The sequence below is a fragment of the Micromonospora sp. 067-2 genome, from assembly GCF_046549295.1.
GTDB lineage: Bacteria > Actinomycetota > Actinomycetes > Mycobacteriales > Micromonosporaceae > Micromonospora.
In genome coordinates this window covers 164,500-185,761 of sequence record NZ_JAJPWB010000011.1, presented here as the reverse complement: position 1 = coordinate 185,761, position 21,262 = coordinate 164,500, and the positions used below count along the sequence as shown (strand labels likewise).

Genomic DNA, 21,262 nt, shown 5'->3' with positions numbered 1-21,262 from the left:
TCTAATCCCTGCACCTGAGAACACCGAATGCGGCACAGATCACGTTCACATCACGGCTGATCGGCGTCCAACGAGAACAGATCGGGCGCAGGTGGGACATCCAACGCAAATGTACCATTCGGCGGATTGCGCCCCAGATGCCGCCAGGCGGCCTCGGTGGCCACCCGACCCCGTGGAGTACGCGCCAGCAGGCCGGCCCGGACCAGGAACGGCTCACAGACCTCCTCGACCGTGTCCGGCTGCTCCCCCACCGCCACGGCGAGGGTGGACAACCCCACCGGACCGCCTCGGAACGAGTCGACCAGCGCGGTCAGCACCGCCTTGTCGAGCCGGTCCAGGCCCAGCCCGTCCACGTCGTACACCGTCAGGGCGGCACGGGCGGTGGCGAGGTTGACCACGCCCTCGGCCCGCACCTCGGCGTAGTCGCGGACCCGGCGCAGCAGCCGGTTGGCGATCCGCGGCGTCCCCCGGGACCGGCCGGCGATCTCGGCCGCGCCGTCACCGGTGATAGGCACGCCGAGGATGCGCGCCGAGCGGTGCAGCAGCGTCTCCAGATCGGCGGGGGCGTAGAAGTCCAGGTGTGCCACGAAGCCGAAACGGTCCCGCATCGGCCCGGTCAACAGGCCCGACCGGGTGGTCGCCCCGACCAGGGTGAACGGCTCGACGTCCAGCGGGATGGCGGTCGCGCCCGGCCCCTTGCCGACCACCACGTCGACCCGGAAATCCTCCATCGCGCTGTAGAGCAGTTCCTCGGCTGGCCGGGCGATCCGGTGGATCTCGTCGATGAACAGCACGTCGCCCTCGGCGAGGCTGGTCAGGATGGCCGCCAGGTCACCGGATCGCTCGATCGCCGGGCCACTGGTCACCCGGATGCCCGCGCCCAGCTCGGCGGCGACGATGTTGGCCAGGCTGGTCTTGCCGAGGCCGGGCGGGCCGGAGAGCAGGATGTGGTCCGGCGGTGAGCCGCGGCGCATCGCGCCCTGCAACAACAGGTCGAGCTGGTCACGGACCCGGTCCTGGGCGATGAACTCGGCCAACCGCCGGGGCCGGACGGTGGCCTCGGCGTCGAGTTCGGCGTCGCTGACGTACGCCGAGACGAGGTTGTCCGCGCTCATCGGGTGCGGCCCAGCAGGCGGATGGCCTGCCTGAGCAGGACCGGCACCGGCGGGGTCTCGCCGTCCACGGTCTCCGCCACCGCAGCCACCGCCTGGTCAGCCTGCCCCGCCGTCCAGCCCAGCCCGACCAGCGCCTGGCGTACCTGCTCCGGCCAGCCGCCGCCGGTCACCCCGCCCACGCCGTCGGCGCCGATCGCCACCGGGCCGATCCGGTCGCGCAACTCCAGCACCAGGCGCTCGGCGCCCTTCTTGCCGATCCCGGGCACCCGGGTCAGCGCGCCGACGTCGGCGTTGGCGATCGCCTTGCGGACCGCGTCGGGAGTGTGCACGGCCAACACCGCCTGGGCCAGCCGCGGGCCGACCCCGCTGGCGGTCTGGAGCAGCTCGAACAGCGCCTTGGCGTCGTCGTCGGCGAAGCCGTACAGGGTCAGCGAATCCTCCCGGACCACCAGACTGGTGGCCAGCCGGGCGGTCTGACCGACCCGCAGCTCGGCCAGTGTCCCGGGAGCGCAGTGCACCGCCAGCCCGACCCCACCGACCTCGATCACAGCCTGGTCCGGTCCCGTCGCGGTCACCGTGCCGCGCAGGCTGGCGATCATCGTGCTCCTCCTCGTCGTACCCGGTCGGCCGCCGCGGCCAGTTTGGAGCGGGTGCCGCCGCGCCACACGTGACAGATGGCCAGGGCCAGCGCATCGGCGGCGTCGGCCGGCTTCGGCGGCTCGGCCAGCCTCAGCAGCCGGGTCACCATGGCGGTCATCTGCGCCTTGTCGGCCTGGCCGGAGCCGGTCACCGCCGCCTTCACCTCGCTCGGTGTGTACGTCTGCACCGGCAGCCCGGCGCGCGCCCCGGCCAGCACGGCGATGCCGCTGGCCTGTGCGGTGCCCATCACCGTACGCACGTTGTGCTGACTGAACACCCGCTCGACGGCGACGCTCTCCGGCTGGTGCTCGGCCACCAGCTTGGCCAGCGAACGATCCAGGTGCAGCAGTCGCAGCGCCAGTTCGTCGGCGGGGTCGGTGTAGACCACGTAGTAGGCGATCAGGGTGCAGGGCCGGCCGGGCACGCCCTCGACCACGCCCACCCCGCACCGGGTCAGCCCTGGGTCGACACCGAGAACCCGCACGCCGGCCCCCTCCCACCCGTCAGCAGTACGTGTGTTCGACACCCTACTGCCCGGCCTCCCACCGGCCCCACGGGACACGCCCTCACCTCCGGTGGGGCAACTGCGGCGTAGGTGGGACCTGCGCGACCGCGCTCACCAGTCACCGGGACGAGGGTCACGCCAGAGCCGCAGACCGGAGGCCGCTCACTGCTTCGCTTGGCAATCTTGGACAGTTTCCGTTCGCCGATGACGGTAAGTGTCCAAGATTGCCAAAGTCCGCGGGTGGCCCTGGCGCGACGGCAGGTGTACGCGGCTACCGAGATGGCACACAGCTTTGCCTCGGAGTATGTGGCGTTGGCCCATGTGCCGGGGGCCACACAGCTCGTAACTTCTTGCGCCATGACGGCAGAACCCGTGGCGGTCCCCCACGTCGTACAGGTCGACCTCGCCGGTCGTACCGCCCTGGTCACCGGGGGCGGCAGCGGCATCGGGCGGGCCTGCGCCCTGCGACTGGGCGCGGCCGGCGCCAAGGTGCTCGTGGTGGACCGCAACCTGGACGCGGCCAAGGCGGTGGCCACCGAGGCCGGGGGCCGGGCCGAGGGGGTGGACCTGTCCGACGCCGCGGCAGTGGACCGGCTCGACGTGGACGTGGACATCGTGGTCAACAACGCCGGCCTCCAGCACGTCGCGCCGTTGCAGGACTTCCCCGTCGAGCGGTTCGAGTACATCCAGCGGGTGATGGTCGAGGCGCCGTTCCTGATCATCCGCCGCGCGCTGCCGCACATGTACGCCCGAGGCTGGGGCCGGATCATCAACATCTCCTCGGTGCACGGGCTGCGCGCCTCGCCGTACAAGGCGGCCTACGTCGCGGCCAAACACGCCCTCGAAGGGCTGTCGAAGGTGGTGGCGCTGGAGGGCGCCGCGCACGGGGTGACCGCCAACTGCCTCAACCCGGCGTACGTGCGCACCGCACTGGTGGAGAGCCAGATCGCCGACCAGGCGGCCAGCCACGGCCTCCCGGAGGCCGAGGTGATCGAGAAGATCATGCTGGCTCGGGCCGCGATCAAGAGGCTGATCGAACCGGAGGAGGTGGCCGAGCTGATGGCGTACCTCTGCTCAGCTCCGGCGGCGTTCATCACGGGCGCGTCGATCGCGCTCGACGGGGGCTGGACGGCCAACTAGTGGGCCCGAGCACAATGTCGACCATGTCATCGCCGGTGGAGTTCCTGGAGCTGCTCGCCCGCGAGGCCGCAGCGGTCGAGTTCGAGGGGCCGCTGGTGGCCGCCCGGGCCGCGGGGCTGCCCGCCGACCGGCTCGCCGAGCTGGAGCAGGCCAAGGCGGTGGCGTTGCGGGTCCGCGCGCTGCTGGAGCGCCGCCGCCGCCGCGAGACCGAGCTGTCCGGCCTGTACGACACGGTCAGCGACCTCGCCGGGCTGCGCGACCTGGACGACGTGCTGCGGGCGATCGTGCATCGGGCCCGCAACCTACTCGGCGCCGACGTGGCCTACATGACGCTCGATGACGAGGAGCGCGGCGACACGTACATGCGGGTCACCGACGGGTCGGTCTCGGCCCGCTTCCAGCGGCTGCGGCTGCCGATGGGCGCCGGTCTCGGTGGCCTGGTGGCCCAGTCCGGTGCCCCGTACGTGACCGCCAACTACGGCGAGGACGCGCGTTTCCACCACACCGGAGAGATCGATGCCGGGGTGGGTGAGGAGGGCCTGGTGGCGATCCTCGGGGTGCCGCTGCGGCTCGGCTCCACCTCGATCGGCGTGCTCTACTCCGCCAACCGCTCGGCCCGGCCGTTCGCCCGCGAGGAGGTGGCGCTGCTGGTGTCCCTGGCCGCGCACGCCGCGGTGGCCATCGACACCGCGCGACTGCTGGCCGAGACCCGCTCGGCGCTGGCCGAGCTGTCTGCGGCGAACACCACCATCCGCGCGCACAGCAGCTCGGTGGAGCGGGCGGCGGCGGCACACGACCGGATGACCGGCCTGGTGCTGCGCGGCGGCGGGGTGGAGGACGTGGCGGCCGCGGTCACCGAGGTGCTGGATGGGGCGCTGCTGGCGCTGGACGCCGAGGGCCGGCTGCTGGCCCGGGTCGGCGAGATCGACGAGCCGGAGCGGGTGGACATCGTCGAGGCGGTCGCCGCGTCCCGAACCGAGGGGCGCAGCGTCCGCAGGGGCCCACTCTGGTACGCGGCGGTGGTGGCGGGCACGGAGAATCTGGGTGCCCTGGTGCTCCGCCCGGACGACGAGCTGGTCGACGCCGACCAGCGGATCCTGGAGCGGGCCGCGCTGGTCACCGCGCTCCTGCTGCTGTTCCGGCGCACGGTGGCCGAGGCGGAGGGTCGGGTCCGCGGCGAGCTGCTGGACGACCTGATCGCCCGGCCGCTGCGCGACACCGACGCGCTGCGCAGCCGCGCCCGGCGGCTCGGAGTGGATCTGGACGCGCCGCACGTGCTGGTGGCGGTGGGCGACGACGCGATCGCCGCCACCGGCTCCGCCCGGCAGCGGGTGTTCTCCTGGGCCACCACGTACGCCTCGGCCCGGGGTGGGCTGGCCGCGGCGCGCGACGGCCGGGTGGTGCTGATGCTGCCGGGGCGGGACGCCGGTGGCAGCGCCCGTGCGGTGGCCCGGGACCTGTCCCGGGTGACCGGCAGGCCGGTGACGGCCGGCGCGAGTGGCCCGTCGACCGGGCCGGCGTCGCTGGCCGGCACGTTCCTGGAGGCGGACCGCTGCCTCACCGCGCTGGGCGCGCTGGGCCGCTCCGGCCAGGGGGCGAGCACCGCGGAGCTGGGCTTCGTCGGGCTGCTGCTGGGCACGGTCGGTGACCGGGGCGAGAAGGACGTGGCCCAGTTCCTCACCGCCACGGTCGGCCCGGTGGTCGACTACGACGCTCGACGGGGCACGGCGCTGGTGAAGACGCTGGAGGCGTACTTCGGGGTGGGCGGCAGCCTGGCCCGGGCCGCCGAGCAGCTGCACGTACACGTCAACACGGTGACCCAGCGGCTGGAGCGCGTGGGTCAACTGCTGGGCGCCGACTGGCAGAAGCCCGAACGAGCGCTGGAGGTGCAGTTGGCGCTGCGCCTGCACCGGCTGCGTGCCCCCGCCAGCACCGCCTCGATCTAGGACAGATCGGCGCTTCTCGATCTCCGTGAGCAGGGCTGTGCCCTGGATCGACGCGGCGGGAGGGGGCGTACGGGTCAGCGGGCCTGGATGCCCGCCAGCACCGCGTCGACTACCTGCTCCGGGAGGGTCTGCTCGTTCAGCTCCGGGTTCCACTGCAGCACTCGCTGGATCAGCATCGGCCCGGTCAGCAGCGCCATGGTCACCTCGATGTCGAGGTCGGGTCGGAGCACTCCCTCGCTGACGCCCCGTCGGAGCACGTCGCGCATGAGTTGTCGGCGCGGGGAGATGATGTTCTGGTAGACGCGGAAGTGGTCCGGGCTGCGGTTCACCTCGGGCACCAGGCAGGGCATGATCTTTGCCGCCCGCGGGTCGACGTTTCGCCCGATCGCGCCGACCAGCAGGATCAGATCGTCCCGGACGGAGTTTCCCTCGGGCTGCGGCAGGACACCCTTGAGTCGGCGCAACGCGTCCATCAGCAGGGTGTCCTTGCCGGCCCAGCGGCGGTAGATCGTGGCCTTGCCGACCCCGGCGCGGGCGGCGATGGCCTCGATCGAGAGCGCCTCGATGGTGTTGCCCTCGGCGAGCAGGTCGAGGGTTGCCTCGATGATCGCCTCGTCGGCGCGGATGCTCCGCGGTCGCCCGGGCGACCGCGGAGCATCGGCAGTTGACGTCATGTCGGACATTGTTCCCGAACCTAGGCCGTCCCGGCCAACTCGGGCTCCGCTGCCGGCGCCGCCGCGGCGGGGGCCGTGGCCTCCCGGCCCGGCATCCAGCGCAGCACCACCAGGATCCCGAGCGCGGCGACGATCGCGGAGAGCGCCGCCGCCCAGTGCATGGCGGTGACGAAAGCGTCGTTGGCCGCCGAGATCAGCGCCGGCGCCGCCGGGCCGAGCTGCCCGGCCGCCGCGTACGCCCCGGAGATCGACTCGTTGGCCGCGTCGCGGGCCTGTGCGGGCAGGCCGCCCAGCGCGTCGCCCACGTCGGCCCGGTAGACCGCGGAGAGCACCGAGCCGAGGACCGCCACGCCGAGCGCGCCAGCCACCTGGCGGACGGTGTTGCTCACCGCGGAGCCCACACCGGCCTTCTCCCGGGGCAGCGCCGACATGATCGACTCAGTGGCCGGCGGCATGATGTTGGCCATGCCGACGCCCTGGAGGAAGAACACGACCAGGACGACCCAGATCGGGGTGGACGCGCCGATGAAGGCGAACGCGGCCAGTGCCACCGTGGTCAGGCCCAGCCCGACGGTGGCGACCGCCCGGCCGCCGTAGCGGCGGACCATCGCGGCGCTGCGCGGCGCGAAGATCAGCTGAGCACCGGCGAAGGGCAGGAAGAGCAGGCCGGTCTGCAGCGGGCTGTAGTTGCGGACCAGCTGCAGGTAGAACGAGCTGAAGAACATCACGCCCATCGCGGCGAAGAACACCAGGCCGACGATGGCCACCGGAGCGGCGAACCGGGGCAGTTTGAACAGGCGGACGTCCAGCGACGGGTGCTCGCTGCGCCGCTCGTGCTGCACGAACCAGGCCAGCACCGCCAGACCGACCAGGATCGAGCCCCACGCCACCGGCCGGCCGAAGCCGTGCTCGCCGCCGTCGATGATCCCGTAGGAGAGGGCGACCAGGCCGACCACGGACAGCAGGACGCCGAGCACGTCGACCCGGCCCGGACGCGGGTCACGCGACTCGGGGACCAGCAGCGCGACGAGGATCACGCCGGCGACGACCACCGGCACGTTGATCAGGAAGACCGAGCCCCACCAGAAGTGCTCCAGCAGCGAGCCGCCGAGGATCGGGCCGATCGCCACGGCCAGCCCGACCGCGCCGGCCCAGACGCCGATCGCGCGACCGCGCTCACGCGGGTCGAAGACGTTGGAGATGATCGACAGCGTCACCGGCATGATGGCCGCGCCGCCGACCCCCATCAGGGCGCGGGCCGCGATCAGCTGGGCGGGTGTGTCGGCGTACGCGGAGAGCAGCGACGCCAGCCCGAAGAGCGCGAGGCCGATCATCAGGAAGCGCTTGCGGCCGGCGCGGTCGCCGAGCACCCCGAAGGTGAACAGCAGCCCGGCGAAGACGAGAGTGTAGGAGTTGATCGCCCACTCCAGCTCGCCCTGGCTGGCGCCGAGGCCGCGCACCGGGTCGGCCAGGGTGCGCAGGGCGACGTTGAGGATCGTGTTGTCGAGGACGACCACGAGAAGGCTGATCACCAGCACCCCCAGGATCGCCCACCTCCTCGGATGGCCCGTGTTGTCGTGCAGCTCCATGCCCGGTTCTCCCCCCGGTTTCCCCGCGACGCAATACGATACGGGTCAGACTCGTAACTGGGGACAGCCTACGGGCGACATTAACGATACGGGACCGATCCGTATCGTATGTGGCGGGCATCACGTCAGGCAGGCCTCGACGGCGGCCGGAAGCGTACGCAGGTGGGTTGCCGGGGCGGTCAGCGGCTCGATCCATCCCGGCCCGGCGCCGTACACCCGCAGGACCGGGAAGTCCCGGGCGAAGCGCACCAGGCGGTACGCGCGGCCGGTGACCGGCGTCTGCGACCACAGCACCACGGTGTGCGGGCGGGCGCGGTGCACCGCGTTGGTCAGCGCGGCCCAGGGCAGTGCGGGGCCGAGGTGCAGACAACCTCGGCCCTGCTCGCGCAGCGCGGCGGCGAGCGCGTGCAGCCCGAGGCAGTGCTCCTCCCGCTCGGCGCCGGCCAGCAGCACCCCGCCGGTGGGCAGCGACCGGCCCGGCTCTCGGCGGTACACGTCCAGGGCGACCCGAGTGCCCTCGCTGAGGGCGTGCTCGGTGGCCAGATCGATGGCGGTCCGGCCCGGCAGCCGGGCCAGCAGCGGCCGGCAGACCTCCTCCCAGGTCGCCGCCACACCCCAGGCGCCGGCCAACTCCAGCAGCAACGCGGCCACCCGGTTGCCGTCCAGATCCTCGGCTGCCAGCGAGACCCGCTCGCGCGCGGTCTCCAGAGCCCCTGACGGCATCGAAAGAGTCAACACCAGACGCACCCCCGGGTAGACGTTCGCTACCCGGGGGTTCGCCGCGAGGGCGCGCGGTGGATGCGCCGTAGCGGAACTACCTGCGACGTGCCGCCAGCCGGCGGGCCAGATCGGCGGCGCTGCCCCAGATGCCGCGGCGGAACACCACCACGACGAGGACGAAGATGCCGCCGGTCACCAGGCCGATCGCCTCGAACCCGGAGAACGACAGCCAGTCCTCCAACCGGATCACGATGCCGGCACCGAGCACCCCACCCCAGAGCGTGCCGATTCCGCCGAGCACCACCACGATGACCGCCTTGCCGGACGTGGTCCAGTGCAGCACGTCCAGCGAGACGAACCGATGGCCGACCGCGAACAGGCCGCCGCCGAGACCGGCGAGAAACCCGGAGAGCACGAACGCGGTGAGCTTGTAGCGGTGCACCGGGTAGCCCAGTGCCCGAGCCCGGGCCGGATTGTCCCGGATGCCGACCAGCACCCGACCGAACGGTGAGTGCACGATCCGCCAGGCACCGGCCAGCCCGAGCAGGACGATCGGCAGGATCGCGTAGTAGAAGTAGTAGTCGTCGGTCAGATCCATGCCGAAGAACGAACGGGGCACCCCCTGCAGGCCGTTCTCGCCCTGGGTCACCGAGCGCCACTCGTTGGCCACGTAGTAGACCATCTGCGCGAAGGCCAGGGTCACCATGGCGAAGTAGATGCCGGTCCGCTTCACCGCCAGGTAGCCGATGGGCACCGCGAGGACCGCCGCCGCGAGCGCCCCGGCCAGCACGGCGAGGGGAAACGGCAGGCCGGCGTGGATGGCCACCAAACCGGTGACGTACGCCGAGGTGCCCCAGAACGCCGCGTGACCGAAGGACATCAGCCCGGTGAAGCCGAGCAGCAGGTCCACCGCGACGGCAAAGAGCGCCCAGCAGAGGATGTCCACGGCCACCGCCGGGTAGAGGCCGTTGGGCAGCCAGAACGCCACCAGCAGCCCGGCGGCCAGCAGCGCGTACCGGATCCAGCGGGGCGCCCGGGCGACGGTGACCAGCCCGGACGGCGCGACCGGACGCTTCGCCTCCGACGTGGTGTCGACGGTGCTCGTCATGCCGGTGCCTCCTCACGGCCGAACAGGCCCGCCGGTCGCCAGAGCAGCACGACCGCCATCACCACGAAGACGATGGTCTGCGACACGATCGGGAAGGCGGACAGGTACGCCTCGCCCCACGCCTGGACCAGGCCGATGCCGAAGCCGGCGGCGACCGAGCCGAAGATCGAGCCCAGCCCGCCGATCACCACCACCGCGAAGACCACGATGATCAGGTCGGCACCCATCAGCGGGTTGACCGCGCGCATCGGCGCGGCCAGCACACCGGCCAGCCCGGCCAGCCCGATGCCGAAGCCGAAGACCGGGGTCACCCACCGTCCCACGTCGATGCCGAACGCCCGGGTCAGGTCGGGCCGCTCGGTGGCCGCGCGGACCACCATGCCGATCCGGGTACGGGTGAGCACCCACCACACCGCGACGCAGAGCAGCACGGCGAAGCCGAGGATGAACACCCGGTAGGTCGGAAAGTCGAAGAGCCCGAAGTCCACCGTTCCGCTCAACAGCGACGGGGTGGCGTACGGGCTGGACTGCACGCCGTACCGCAGTTTCACCAGGTCCTGCAGGATCAGCGTCAGGCCGAAGGTGAGCAGGAAGTTGTAGAGCGGGTCGAGTCTGGTCAGCCGGTGGATCACCGCCCGTTCCAGCGCCATGCCGAGCAGACCCAGCCCCACCGGCATGATCACCAGAGCCGCCCAGAACGGCACGCCCGCCTCGGTGAGCAGGACGTACGCGCCGAACGCGCCGAGCATGTAGAAGGCTCCGTGGGCGAAGTTGACCACCCGCAGCATGCCGAAGATGACCGCGAGCCCGAGGGCGAGCAGGGCGTAGAACGCCCCGCTCACCAACCCGTTGAACGTGGTCTGCGCGAAACCACTCATAGTTTGCAGTCCGCCGAGGGCGCGCGGAACGCCTCCGCGGCGGGGATCGTCTTGAGCACCTTCACGTAGTCCCACGGCTCGGTCACCTCGGACTGTTGCTTCACCTGGGCCAGGTACGCGTCGTGCACCACCCGGTGGTCCTCGGCGCGGATCGTGCCGTTGCGCAGGAAGACGTCGGAGACCGTCTTGCCCTCGAGGCCCTTGACCACGGTGTCCGCGTCGTCGGTGCCGGCGGCCTGCACCGCCTCCAGGTACTGGGTCGCCGCCGAGTAGTTGGCCGCGTGCGCGAAGGTCGGCCGGGTGCCGGTCTTCTGCTGGAACCGGTCGGCGAACTCCCGGTTCTTGGCGTCGAAGTTCCAGTACCAGGCGTCGGTGTAGGTCGTGCCGGCCAGCGCGGCCGGGGTGAGCGAGTGGATGTCGGTGAGGAACATCAGCCCCACCGCGAGGCCGACGCCCTTGTCCCGCAGCTTGAACTCGTTGTACTGCTTCACCACGTTGACCAGCTCCGCGCCGGCCTGCATGGTGCCCAGCACGTCCGGCTTCGGGTTCAACGTCGGCGCCTTCAGCAGGAACGTCGAGAAGTCACCGCTGGTGTTGGGAAACGGCGCGCCGTCCTTGCCGACGACCTTTCCGCCGGCCGCCGTGATGGCGGCGGAGAAGCTCTTCTCCATGTCCTGACCGAAGGCATAGTTCGGGTACAGGATGTACCAGTTCTTTCCGATCTGCTCGGTGGTGGTCTTTCCCGTGCCGTTGGCCAGCATGTACGTGTCGTAGGCGTAGTGGAAGGTGTACCTGTTGCAACTCTTGCCGGTCAGGTCGGTCGTCGCCGCGCCGATGTTGAAATAGAGCTTCTTCTTCTCCTTGGCCACGTCGGCCACCTTCAGCGCCGCCGACGAGGTGGGCACGTCCAGGATCAGGTCGACGCCCTTGCGGTCGTACATCTCCTGGGCCTTGGAGTTGGCCACGTCCGGCTTGTTCTGGTGGTCGGCGGTCTCCACGGTGATGTCCCTGGTCACCGCCTTGTCGCCGTACTTCGCGGTGAAGTCGGCGATGGCCATCTGCACCGCGGTCACCGAGTTCTTTCCGGACAACTCCGAGTACGCCCCGGACTGGTCGTTGAGCACGCCCAGCACGATCTTGCCGCCGGTCAGTTTCTGGTCGCCGCCCGACTGGGGTCCACCGCCACCGCAACCGGCGACCAGCACCACCGCGGCCGACGCCGCGGCCACACCCACCGTCCTGCGCATGCTGACTCCATCCATTCCGCGCGTCGTCGCGCGGGTCGTCGTTGAAGAGAATTCAGATCCCGAGGTACGACAGCAGCTCCCGCTCCCGTGAGCGCACCTCGGAGTTGTCCATCGCCTCGGCGACGCGTCCCTCGGCCAACAGGTAGTGCCGGTCGGCGACGCCGGTGGCGAAGTGCAGGTTCTGCTCGACCAGCAGCACGGTCACCCCGTGCTGTTTGGCCTCCCGCAGCAGGTCACCGACCTGTTGCACGAGCAGCGGGGAAAGCCCCTCGGTGGGTTCGTCGCAGAGCAGCAGCCGGGCGCCCATCCGCAGCACCCGGGCCAGCGCGAGCATCTGCTGCTCGCCGCCGGAGAGCATGGTGGCCGCCGAGTCGCGCCGGCTGTGCAGGGCGGGGAACGCCTCGTACACCCGCTCCAGCGACCACGGGTCGGGGCCGACCGTGGGCGGGAGCGTGAGGTTCTCGGTGACGGTCAGGGTGGCGTAGCTGCCCCGGTCGTCGGGCACCCAGCCCAGCCCCAGCCGGGCCCGCCGGTGCGCGGGCAGCCGGCCGATGTCCCGCCCGTCCAGCTCCACCGTGCCGCGCTGCTGGGTGTGCAGGCCCATCACGCAGCGCAGCAGAGTGGACTTGCCGGCGCCGTTGCGCCCGACGAGGGTGACCACCTCGCCCGCGGCGACCTCCAGGCTGACGTCCCGCAGCACCTGCGCCTCGCCGTAGAAGGCGGAGAGGTTCTCAATGCGCAGCATCAGCGGCTCCCAGGTAGGCGGTGATCACGCGCTCGTCCGCGCGGACCTGCTCGTACGGGCCCTCGACCAGGACCTTGCCGGCCTGCAGCACGGTGACGGTGTCGGCGAGCCGACCGACCACGCTCATGTTGTGCTCGACCATCACGACGGTCCGGCCCTGGCGGACCCGGCCGATCAGCTCCACGGTCCGGTCGACGTCTTCGAGGCCCATCCCGGCGGTGGGCTCGTCGAGCAGCAGCACCTTCGGGTCCAGCGCCAGGGCGATGGCCAGTTCCAGGGCCCGCTTACGGCCGTACGCCAGCGACTCGGAGGGGGCCTCGGCCAGGTCGCCCAGCCCCACCATGGCCAGCAGCTCGTCGGCCCGGTCGGTGTAACGGTCCATCAGCTTCGCCGAGCGCCAGAACCGCCAGCCCAGGCCGCTGGACGACTGCAGGGCCAGCGCGACGTGCTCCCGGGCGGACAGCTGCGGAAAGAGGCTGGTGATCTGGAACGAGCGGGCCACACCGAGCCGGGCGACCCGCTCCGGCGGCAGTCCCGTGACGTCCCTCCCGGCCAGCTCGATCCGCCCGCCGCTGGGTCGCAGAAAGCCGGTGAGCAGGTTGAACAGGGTCGTCTTGCCGGCACCGTTGGGGCCCACCAGCGCGTGCACGCTGTCCGACGCGACGTCCAGGTCGACGTCGTCGACCGCCCGGAAGCCCCGGAAGTCTCGGGTCAGCCCACGGGCCGACAGGAGCGCTTGGCCGGCCATCGCCTCATCCTCCGCAGGGTCACGGCGACGGTCGATTCGGTGACCGTGGTCACAGGGCCGTCGCGTGGAGGAAACCTACGGCTGGCCGCGCGAGTCGAGCCATGTCGATGGCATCCATATTCGGCCCACAGGGGACGTGCGCCGACACCACTCCCCTGTGCCGTCGACTTGACCGGGCCTCCTAGGTTGATGATCCACACAGCCCCGTGAAAGGTCCCACCCCATGCCTGTCGGCTTCACCATGGCGATCGTCTTCGCCGTCGCCCTGGCGGTCTGCGCCGTCCTGGCTCTCGTCGTCCGCCTGAGCACCCTGAAGCGCACGGCCGCACTCGCGGCGCTCGGGTTCCTCGCCCTCAGCCTGCTGGTCGGTGTCGCCTCCAGCGCCCACTCGGTGCCCATCCGCTCGGTCGGCATCGTCACCAGCTTCGGTAAGCCCACCGGCGAGGTGACCGGCTCGGGCCTGAAGTGGGTGGCGCCCTGGCAGAAGGTCGGCGAGTGGGACGCGGGCCGCCAGAAGTACGACCACATCGGCGGCAACAACTGCGTCCGGGTCCGGACCGGCACGCTCGCCGACGCCTGTGTCGAGGTGCTCATCGAGTGGCAGGTCAAGCCGGAGAACGCGCCGAAGCAGTTCATGGACTACAAGGGAGACTTCGACAGCTTCCGGGGCCAGCGGGTGGGCGTGCAACTCGACAGCGCGGTCAACGACGCCTTCGCGGCGTACAACCCGTTGGAGAAGATCGACGCCCAGACCGGCGACCTGAACGTCGACCTGAAGCCGTTCGCGGCGAACATCAAGACCAGCGGGGAGACCAGGCTCGCCACCGACGTGGACATCCTGTCGGTGACGATCACGCGGGTGAACCACGACGACAAGACCGAGGGCAACATCAAGGCGTTCCAGGACAAGCTGGCGCAGACCCGCAACCTGGAGCAGGACCGCAAGAACGCCGAGATCTCCAAGCAGATCACCGAGACCAACGCGAAGGTCGACAAGGTCACCCGCTGTCTGGAGATCGCCGAGAAGAACGGCGCGAACCCGGGGCTGTGCATCAACCCGGGCATCGTCACCGGCAAGTAACCCGCGGCTGGGGCCACCCGAAGTGGGCGGGCCGGCGGCCCCCACGTTCTGTTCCGCAACCGCCGGTTCTCAGTGCGAAGCGTAGGAACCGACGGCGGTAGCCCGCAGGTTGCCGCTCCGGTGACGTCGTCGACGGCGCTCGGGTCGATGCTCCACCTTCGGCGAGCGCCAGGACGTCCCTGGCAGAGCAGATCTTGGACAGTTGCCGTTCTGCCCGAACGGTAACTGTCCAAGATTGCCAGGTGTGGTGGGTTAGTTGGGGTTGTTTGGGCAGTTGGGGGGCGGGATTTTGGTCAGCTTGGGAAGCCGATTACCCAGCGGGCGCCCTCGCCCCGGGCCAGCCGGCCGAACGCGGCCGGCGCCTCGTCCAGGCTGACCACGCCGCTGACCAGTGGCGACAGTTCAAGGGTGCCGTCCAGCGCGGCGCGGGCCAACTCGGGCACCTCGCGGTCCGGGTCGGACGAGCCGTACACCGAGGAGCGCAACGTACGCGCGGAGTGGAAGATGTCCAGCGCGCCGAGGCTGACCAGGTCGTCCTTGGCGCCCATGCCGACCACGGTCACCGCTCCCCCACGGCGGGTGAGCCGCCAGGCCGCCCGGATCGTGGTCGCACGCCCGACGCACTCGAAGGCGTGGTCGACGCCCCGGCCCTCGGTACGCGCGCGTACCTCCTTGGAGAGCCGGTCGTCGGGAAGCAGGAAGTCGGTGGCCCCGGCGGCGAGCGCCAGGCCTCGCTTGGCCTCGGCGACGTCGACGGCCAGGATCGTCGTGGCGCCGGCCCGACGGGCGGCGGTGAGCACGGCGAGCCCGACCCCGCCGAGCCCGATCACCGCGACCGACTCCCCGGCAGCCACCCGGGCGGTGTTTCCAACCGCACCCACGCCGGTCAGCACCGCGCAGCCGAGCAGCGCGGCCTGCTCGGGCGGCAGCCCGGCGGGGACGGCGATGACGGCGCGCTCGGGCACGACCACCGCCTCGGCGAGCGCGCCGAGGCCGAGAGTCAGATGTAGTTCGGTGCCGTCGTCGGTCTCGCCGCGCGCCACCGTCGGGGCGGCGTTCGCCGCGCAGAGCCACGGCTCGTCGTGCCGACACCACCAGCAGGCCCGGCAGGCCGGCGCCCAGTTCAGCACCACCGGGGTGCCGACGGCCAGCCGGCAGCCGGTCCCGGTCTCGGCCACCACGCCGGTCGCCTCGTGCCCGAGCACCAACGGGAACCTCGCGGCGAGGGTGCCGTTGACCATCGACAGATCGGAGTGACACACACCGGCGGCCGTGATCGCCACCCGCAGCTCGCCGGGGCCGGGCGCGGGCAGGCGTACCCGCTCGATTCGTAGCTCGGCGCCGGCCCCGCGCGCGACGAGCGCGCGGACGGTGACCGGCGCGGCCGCCGGCCCGCTGCCGCCGCCCGACGCGGCCGGAGACGACGCGGCGCGACCCGCCGGCGCGCTGCCGCCGCCCGGCGCGGCCGGAGACGACGCCGCGCGACCCGCCAGCGTACTGCCGCCGCCCGGCACGGCGGGAGACGACGCGGCGCGACCCGTCGGCGTGGCCGGCGACGGCTCGGGGCCGCTCAACGCTGGATCGCCTTCAGCTCGCAGAACTCGGCGAGCCCGTGCACGCCCAGCTCCCGGCCCAGGCCCGACTGCTTGTAGCCGCCGAACGGGGCGAGCGGATTGAACGGCGCTCCGTTGATGTCGACGGCGCCGGTGCGCAGCCGCCGGGCCACCGCGAGCGCCGCGTCGGTGTCGGCCGACCACACCGCGCCGGCCAGCCCGTAGGTCGAGTTGTTGGCGATGGCCACCGCCTCGTCGGTGTCGTCGAACGGGAGTACGGCAAGCACCGGGCCGAAGACCTCCTCCTGCGCGAGTGCGCTGTCGGGATGCACGTCGGCGAAGACGGTCGGTGCGACGAAGTGCCCCCGGGCCGGCACCGGGGCGTCCGGGCCACCGGCGATCAGCCGGGCGCCGTCGGCGAGGGCGCGGTCGACGTGGCCGCGGACCCGCTCGGCCTGCGCGGCGGAGACCAGCGGGCCGAGCCGGGTCGCCGGGTCGAACGGGTCGCCGAGCCGGTAGCCGGCGACCGCCGTGGCGATCAGGTCGAGCGCCTCGGCGTACCGGTCTCGGTGCACCAGCATCCGGGTCCAGGCGGTGCAGGTCTGGCCGGAGTTGAGCAGGGCGTTGCCGACGCCGACCTTGACCGCGGTGGCCAGGTCGGCGTCGGGGAGGATCACGTTGGCGGACTTGCCGCCCAGCTCCAGTGCGACGCGGGCGATCCGGTCGGCGGCGAGCCGCATGATCCGCGCACCGGTGGCGGTCGAGCCGGTGAACGAGACCAGGTCGACATCGGGGTGCCCGGCCAGCGCCTCACCGACCACCGCGCCGGCGCCGGGGACCAGGTTGAGCACCCCCGGCGGAAGCCCGGCCTCGCTGACCGCGTCGAAGAGCAGGTACGCGGTCAGCGGGGTCAGCTCGCTGGGCTTGAGCACCACCGTGCAGCCGGCGGCCAGCGCGGGCGCCACCTTCGCCATCACCTGGTGCAGCGGGTAGTTCCACGGGGTGATCGCGCCGACCACACCGATCGGCTCGCGGACGACGAGGGAGTTGCCGATCGTCTCGTCGACCGGCGCGCGGGCGGCGAGCGTGACGTGGTCGCGCAGCACGGTCAGCGGCAGGCCGACCTGCACCCGGGTGGCGAGCTTGAGCGGCGAGCCCAGCTCGACGGCGATGGTGCGGGCGAGGTCGTCGGCGCGTGCGGCGAGTGCGGTGTGCAGCCGGTCGAGGTGGGCGGCGCGCTCGGTAGGAGCCGTGGCAGCCCAGCCGGCGAAGGCGGCGCGGGCCGCGGCCACCGCCCGGTCAACGTCGGCGGGTGTACCGGCCGGCACCTGCCCGATGAGTTCGCCGGTGCTCGGGTTCTCCACGTCGATCAGATCGGTGCCGGCGGGAGACGTCCATTCGCCGCCGAGGTGCAGGTGGCGCCGGAGGCGGAGGGCGTCGGGCAGCTGCGACGGCGGGGCGGCGAGGTCCATGTCGTCCCTTCGGGGATGGTCGATGGGCGATGGCAACGGGGGCGCGACGGGCGGTGAAACTAGCGCTGGGAGTTCGGACGCTACCCGCTGGGCCGGGCCGACTCCACCGGGTCGATGCGGACGTACTCGGCGGACAGGCCGTGCAGCAGGGCGTCCAGGCCGAGGGCGAAGGCGCCCTCGTCGACGCTCTGCTGGTGCTCGGCGAGCCGGTGCGCCTGACGCAGGTGCGGGTAGTGGGCGGCGTACAGCTCCGGGTCCTCGACGAAGCCCCGGGCGAACGAGCCGAGCGCCGACCCGGCCACGAAGTAGCGCAGCGCCGCGCCGATGTGGGTGGCCCGGGCCGGCGGCCAGCCGGCGCGGACCAGACCGCCGTAGACGGCGTCGGCCATGGCCAGCGCGGCCGGCCGACGGCCCGGCCCCTGGGCCAGGTACGGCACGATGTTCGGGTGGGCGGTGAGTGCCCGCCGGTACGACCAGGCCCAGTCGCGCAGGGCGGCAACCCAGTCCCGGCCGGCGAAGCCGCTGGTGTCGACGGCGCCGGTGACCGTGTCGGCGACCGCGTCGAGTATCTCGTCCTTGGTGGCGAAGTGGTTGTAGAGCGACGGGCCACGCACCCCCAGCTCGGCGGCGAGCCGGCGGGTGGACAGTGCCGGCAGACCCTCGGCGTCGAGAACGGCCGTGGCGGTCTCGACGATGAGCTGCCGGGTCAGCCGGGGCTGGCGTGGTCGGGGCACTGCGCTCCTTCCGGGTCTGGGCCGGCCAGGTCTGGACGCGGCAAAACTTACAGCGCTAGTTTAAGGGTGACCGGCAGCACCGACGCCAGGAGGACACCGTGGACTTTTCGCTGACCGACGAGGAGCGTGCGGTACGGGACACCGTCCGGTCGTTCCTCCGCCGCGAGGTGATGCCGCTGGAGGCGGAGGTGCTCCGGCGGGAACGGGCGCACCAGCCCGGCCTGGACCACTCCGAGGTGCGTGAGCTGCAACTGAAGGCCCGCACGTTCGGCTTCTGGGGCCTGGCCACGCCCGAAGAGTACGGCGGGATGAACCTGCCGGCGGTGCTCCAGTCGCTGATCTGGACCGAGCTTGGCCACACGTTCGTGCCGTTCCGCTTCGGCGGCGAGGCCGACAACATCCTGTTCCACGCCACCGAGGAGCAGAAGCGGGAGTTCCTCATCCCGACCATCGAGGGCGAGCGCCGCTCCTGCTTCGCGATCACCGAGCCGGGCGCCGGCTCGGACGCCGCGAACATCCGGCTGTCCGCCCGCCGGGACGGCGACGACTGGATCCTCGACGGCGAGAAGACCTTCATCACCGGCGGCAACGACGCGGACTTCGCCATCGTGGTGGCGGTGACCGACCGGGAGAAGGGTGCCCGCAACGGCGGCGCCACCGCGTTCCTGGTGGACCGGGCGATGGGCTGGCGCTCGGAGTTCATCCAGACCATGGGCGAGGGCGGGCCCGCGTCGCTGATCTTCGACGGCGTACGCGTGCCGCACCGCAACATCCTCGGCGAGATCGGGCAGGGCTTCGCCCTCGGCATGGAGTGGATCGGCAAGGGCCGCTACACCATCCCGTCGCACGCCATCGGCATCGCCGAGCGGGTCCTGCAGATGGCGATCGACCACGCCAACACCCGGGAGACCTTCGGCGCCACGATCGGCACCAACCAGGCCATCCAGTGGATGATCGCCGACTCGGAGACCGAGCTGGAGGCGGCCCGCTGGCTGGTGCTGCGCTCGGCGTGGACGGTCGATGCGGGCCTGGACCCCCGGCACGCCTCGTCGATGGGCAAGCTCTACGGCGCCGGCATGGTCAACCGGGTGGTCGACCGGGTGCTGCAGATCCACGGCGGCATGGGCTACACCCGGGAGCTGCCGATCGAGCGCTGGTACCGGCAGGTCCGCCTCTACCGGATCTTCGAGGGCACCGACGAGATGCAGCGGCTGATCATCTCGCGGGACCTGCTGCGCGGTTACACGAAGATCGGCGGCCACCTGGCCTGAGCCCGTCTCGGGCACCTCCGCTCAGCCGGCCAACGCCGTCAGGGCCGCGTCCACATCGGCCTCGGTGGAGTAGACGTGGAAGGAGGCCCGGACCCGTCCGGCGCGTACCGCCGCCCGGATACCGGCCGCCGCCAGGCGCCGCTGCGCGTCGGGCACGTCGACGGTGACGATGGCGCTCTCCCCCGGCGGCCGGCCCAGCCCGGTCAGGAACCGGTTGGCCAGCGCCACGTCATGCGCCCGGATCGCCTCCACGCCGATCTGGGCGACCAACTCCAGGGCGGGCGCCGCGCCGACCCAGCTGAACCAGGCCGGTGAGATGTCGAACCGGCGGGCGTCGTCGGCCAGCCGCAACGGCGGCCCGTAGTAGGAGGCGTACGGGTCGCGGCCCGCGTACCAACCGGCGGCGTCCGGGCGGAGCCGGTCGCGCAACTGCGGGGCCAGATAGGCGTACGCGCAGCCACGCGGACCCATCACCCACTTGTAGCCGCTCACCACCACCACGTCGGCGAGACTCCCGTCGAACGGCAGCCAGCCGCACGCCTGACTCGCGTCCACCACCACCAGCGCACCGTGCGCGCGGGCCGCGACCACGATCTCGTCGTACGCCGCGACCGCCCCGTCAGCCGACTGCACGAGGCTGAACGCGACCAGGTCGGTGTCGGCGTCGATCGCGTCGACCAGCCCGTCCGCCGGCACGGTACGCACGAGAACGCCCCGCTCCTCCTGAGCCAGCCAGGGGAAGAGGTTGGAGGTGAACTCGACCTCGGGGACCAGAACGGTGGACCCGGCCGGCAGTGCCGCCGCGACCGGCGCCAGCATCTGGGAGGCGGTGGCGCCAACCGCCACGTCGTCGCTCGGCACCCCGATCAGGCCGGCGAACGCGGTGCGCGCCCGGTGCACGGACTCGCCCCAGCCCTCCCACGACGTGCGGCCGACCCGCCAGTCGGCCAGGGCCTCCTGCATGGCCGTCCAGGCCGGCTCCGGTGGCAAGCCGTAGGAGGCGGTGTTCAACCAGCCGGGCTCCGGCTGCCACAACTTCTGTGCCTGCTCGATCTCCATGCCATCGACGCTAGGCCCGGCGGTCGGGAATGGGCACGGCCAATCGCCGACTCGCGGCCCCGGGCTGAGCCGCTCCTTCGACCGACCGGTCCGGTCCCCCGCTGGTACGGTGACGCATGCCTTCGGTCACGGCAAACGGCATCCAACTCGGTGTGGAGAGCTTCGGTCGCGATACCGATCCGCTCGTGCTGCTGGCCGGCGGCACCACGATGCTCTCCTGGCCGGACGCTCTCTGCGAACGGCTCGCCGCCGGCGGAGCTCGGGTGGTCCGTTACGATCTGCGCGACTGCGGGGCCTCGACGACCGCCGATCCAGAGGCGCCCGACTACACGCTCCGCGATCTCGCCGCCGACGCGGCGGCGCTTGTCGGTGCGTTGGGTGCTGCCACTGCCCACCTCGGCGGTATCGGGGTCGGTGGAATGGTCGCCCAGATTGCCGCACTCGACCATCCCGGTGTGTTCTCCGCGCTGACCCTGGTCGGGACGCGCCCGGTCGCGCCGGGTCCGGTCGACGACGATCTGCCCGACCACGACGCGGAGGCGATGGGCGCGCTGTTCTCGCGCCCGATGCCTGACTGGAGCGACCAAGCCGCAGTCGCTGCCTACGCCGCCGACGGTGCGGTCCTGCTCGGTGACGACCCGGAGCAGGCACGGGCGACGGCAGCGCGGATCTGGGATCGCACGCCGTCGAGTCACCCGTCCGTGCATGCGGCGAACCAGCTCGGGACGGTGTTCGCCCGGCTCGACTGTGCGCCGCGGTGGCGCGAGCGGCTCGGCGATCTGGCCGTACCGACGCTCGTCGTACACGGCCGCGCGGACCGGTTCTTCCCCGTGGGCAACGGCGAAGCGCTCGCCGCCGAGATCCCCGGGGCGCGGTTGCTCGTCCTCGACGGTGTGGGCACCGCTCTTCCCGACGCCGCGGCCGGCGAGATCGCCGCCGCGATGCTCGATCTGATGGGGCATCCCGCCGACCGGTTGATCGACAAGCGGTAACGCGCGACCTGCCGACCAGGTGGCGTTCAGTGGTCCTGACCCGAAC

The 21,262-nt window shown here is 71.9% G+C and carries 20 protein-coding genes; 5 read left to right on the top strand and 15 right to left on the bottom strand.

All coding sequences use genetic code 11. The features are described 5' to 3' along the window. Positions 1-50 precede the first annotated feature (50 nt). The 3 genes from ruvB to ruvC are packed head-to-tail and all read right to left on the bottom strand — an operon-like array spanning position 51 to position 2,238. On the bottom strand, positions 51-1,115 hold the full coding sequence (ruvB, locus tag ACLJN9_RS25840) for a Holliday junction branch migration DNA helicase RuvB (RefSeq protein WP_410814196.1): 1,065 nt from the start codon (positions 1,113-1,115) through the stop codon (positions 51-53). Further along, positions 1,112-1,714: a Holliday junction branch migration protein RuvA gene (gene ruvA / locus ACLJN9_RS25835; RefSeq protein WP_410814195.1), complete on the bottom strand. Its 603-nt coding sequence runs from the start codon at positions 1,712-1,714 to the stop codon at positions 1,112-1,114. The genes ruvB and ruvA overlap by 4 nt, the downstream gene beginning before the upstream one ends. After that, positions 1,711-2,238, bottom strand: a complete 528-nt coding sequence (ruvC, locus tag ACLJN9_RS25830) for a crossover junction endodeoxyribonuclease RuvC (protein WP_410814194.1) — start codon at positions 2,236-2,238, stop codon at positions 1,711-1,713. The genes ruvA and ruvC overlap by 4 nt, the downstream gene beginning before the upstream one ends. Positions 2,239-2,616: 378 nt before the next feature. Between ruvC and ACLJN9_RS25825 the strand changes: the two genes are divergently transcribed. Both ACLJN9_RS25825 and ACLJN9_RS25820 read left to right on the top strand, forming a co-directional pair. Next, positions 2,617-3,399: a 3-hydroxybutyrate dehydrogenase gene (locus ACLJN9_RS25825; protein WP_410814193.1), complete on the top strand. Its 783-nt coding sequence runs from the start codon at positions 2,617-2,619 to the stop codon at positions 3,397-3,399. Continuing rightward, positions 3,399-5,345, top strand: a complete 1,947-nt coding sequence (locus ACLJN9_RS25820; protein ID WP_410814191.1) for a helix-turn-helix domain-containing protein — start codon at positions 3,399-3,401, stop codon at positions 5,343-5,345. Before ACLJN9_RS25825 ends, ACLJN9_RS25820 begins: the two co-directional genes overlap by 1 nt. A gap of 74 nt (positions 5,346-5,419) precedes the next feature. Here the strand turns inward: ACLJN9_RS25820 and ACLJN9_RS25815 are convergent, their stop codons facing one another. The 8 genes from ACLJN9_RS25815 to ACLJN9_RS25780 all read right to left on the bottom strand — a co-directional run bounded on the left by ACLJN9_RS25815 (position 5,420) and on the right by ACLJN9_RS25780 (position 13,054). Beyond that, the gene (locus tag ACLJN9_RS25815) at positions 5,420-6,028 is read right to left on the bottom strand and encodes a TetR/AcrR family transcriptional regulator (protein WP_410814190.1); all 609 of its coding nucleotides are present in this window, start codon (positions 6,026-6,028) and stop codon (positions 5,420-5,422) included. Between the two features lie 11 nt (positions 6,029-6,039). After that, complete coding sequence (locus ACLJN9_RS25810; RefSeq protein ID WP_410814188.1) at positions 6,040-7,608, bottom strand: MFS transporter; 1,569 nt, start codon at positions 7,606-7,608, stop codon at positions 6,040-6,042. A gap of 120 nt (positions 7,609-7,728) precedes the next feature. Then, on the bottom strand, positions 7,729-8,331 hold the full coding sequence (locus tag ACLJN9_RS25805) for a transcriptional regulator (RefSeq protein WP_410814186.1): 603 nt from the start codon (positions 8,329-8,331) through the stop codon (positions 7,729-7,731). Between the two features lie 91 nt (positions 8,332-8,422). Next, positions 8,423-9,436, bottom strand: a complete 1,014-nt coding sequence (locus ACLJN9_RS25800) for a branched-chain amino acid ABC transporter permease (protein WP_410814184.1) — start codon at positions 9,434-9,436, stop codon at positions 8,423-8,425. After that, complete coding sequence (locus tag ACLJN9_RS25795) at positions 9,433-10,314, bottom strand: branched-chain amino acid ABC transporter permease (RefSeq protein WP_410814183.1); 882 nt, start codon at positions 10,312-10,314, stop codon at positions 9,433-9,435. Before ACLJN9_RS25795 ends, ACLJN9_RS25800 begins: the two co-directional genes overlap by 4 nt. Continuing rightward, complete coding sequence (locus ACLJN9_RS25790) at positions 10,311-11,561, bottom strand: ABC transporter substrate-binding protein (protein ID WP_410814182.1); 1,251 nt, start codon at positions 11,559-11,561, stop codon at positions 10,311-10,313. Before ACLJN9_RS25790 ends, ACLJN9_RS25795 begins: the two co-directional genes overlap by 4 nt. A gap of 52 nt (positions 11,562-11,613) precedes the next feature. Further along, positions 11,614-12,306: an ABC transporter ATP-binding protein gene (locus ACLJN9_RS25785; protein ID WP_410814181.1), complete on the bottom strand. Its 693-nt coding sequence runs from the start codon at positions 12,304-12,306 to the stop codon at positions 11,614-11,616. After that, on the bottom strand, positions 12,293-13,054 hold the full coding sequence (locus tag ACLJN9_RS25780) for an ABC transporter ATP-binding protein (RefSeq protein WP_410814180.1): 762 nt from the start codon (positions 13,052-13,054) through the stop codon (positions 12,293-12,295). Before ACLJN9_RS25780 ends, ACLJN9_RS25785 begins: the two co-directional genes overlap by 14 nt. Positions 13,055-13,277: 223 nt before the next feature. On the opposite strand from ACLJN9_RS25780, the gene ACLJN9_RS25775 reads away from it, so the two are divergent. Continuing rightward, entirely contained in the window at positions 13,278-14,135 is an 858-nt protein-coding gene (locus ACLJN9_RS25775; protein WP_410814179.1) for an SPFH domain-containing protein, read from the top strand. A gap of 293 nt (positions 14,136-14,428) precedes the next feature. On the opposite strand, the gene ACLJN9_RS25770 is transcribed toward ACLJN9_RS25775, so the two are convergent. The 3 genes from ACLJN9_RS25770 to ACLJN9_RS25760 all read right to left on the bottom strand — a co-directional run bounded on the left by ACLJN9_RS25770 (position 14,429) and on the right by ACLJN9_RS25760 (position 17,894). Continuing rightward, positions 14,429-15,463, bottom strand: a complete 1,035-nt coding sequence (locus ACLJN9_RS25770; RefSeq protein WP_410814326.1) for a zinc-binding dehydrogenase — start codon at positions 15,461-15,463, stop codon at positions 14,429-14,431. Positions 15,464-15,705: 242 nt separating this feature from the next. Continuing rightward, positions 15,706-17,160: an aldehyde dehydrogenase family protein gene (locus ACLJN9_RS25765; RefSeq protein ID WP_410814178.1), complete on the bottom strand. Its 1,455-nt coding sequence runs from the start codon at positions 17,158-17,160 to the stop codon at positions 15,706-15,708. Positions 17,161-17,240: 80 nt separating this feature from the next. After that, positions 17,241-17,894 carry a TetR/AcrR family transcriptional regulator C-terminal domain-containing protein gene (locus ACLJN9_RS25760; RefSeq protein ID WP_410814177.1) on the bottom strand — a complete coding sequence of 218 codons (654 nt, stop codon included), beginning with the start codon at positions 17,892-17,894 and terminating at the stop codon, positions 17,241-17,243. Positions 17,895-17,992: 98 nt separating this feature from the next. Between ACLJN9_RS25760 and ACLJN9_RS25755 the strand changes: the two genes are divergently transcribed. Next, on the top strand, positions 17,993-19,165 hold the full coding sequence (locus tag ACLJN9_RS25755) for an acyl-CoA dehydrogenase family protein (RefSeq protein WP_410814176.1): 1,173 nt from the start codon (positions 17,993-17,995) through the stop codon (positions 19,163-19,165). Between the two features lie 21 nt (positions 19,166-19,186). Here ACLJN9_RS25755 and ACLJN9_RS25750 read toward each other — a convergent pair whose 3' ends face one another. After that, on the bottom strand, positions 19,187-20,224 hold the full coding sequence (locus tag ACLJN9_RS25750) for an aminotransferase class V-fold PLP-dependent enzyme (RefSeq protein WP_410814175.1): 1,038 nt from the start codon (positions 20,222-20,224) through the stop codon (positions 19,187-19,189). Positions 20,225-20,340: 116 nt separating this feature from the next. Here ACLJN9_RS25750 and ACLJN9_RS25745 point away from each other — a divergent pair, with 116 nt between their 5' ends. After that, positions 20,341-21,216: an alpha/beta fold hydrolase gene (locus ACLJN9_RS25745; protein ID WP_410814174.1), complete on the top strand. Its 876-nt coding sequence runs from the start codon at positions 20,341-20,343 to the stop codon at positions 21,214-21,216. Positions 21,217-21,262: the final 46 nt, after the last annotated feature.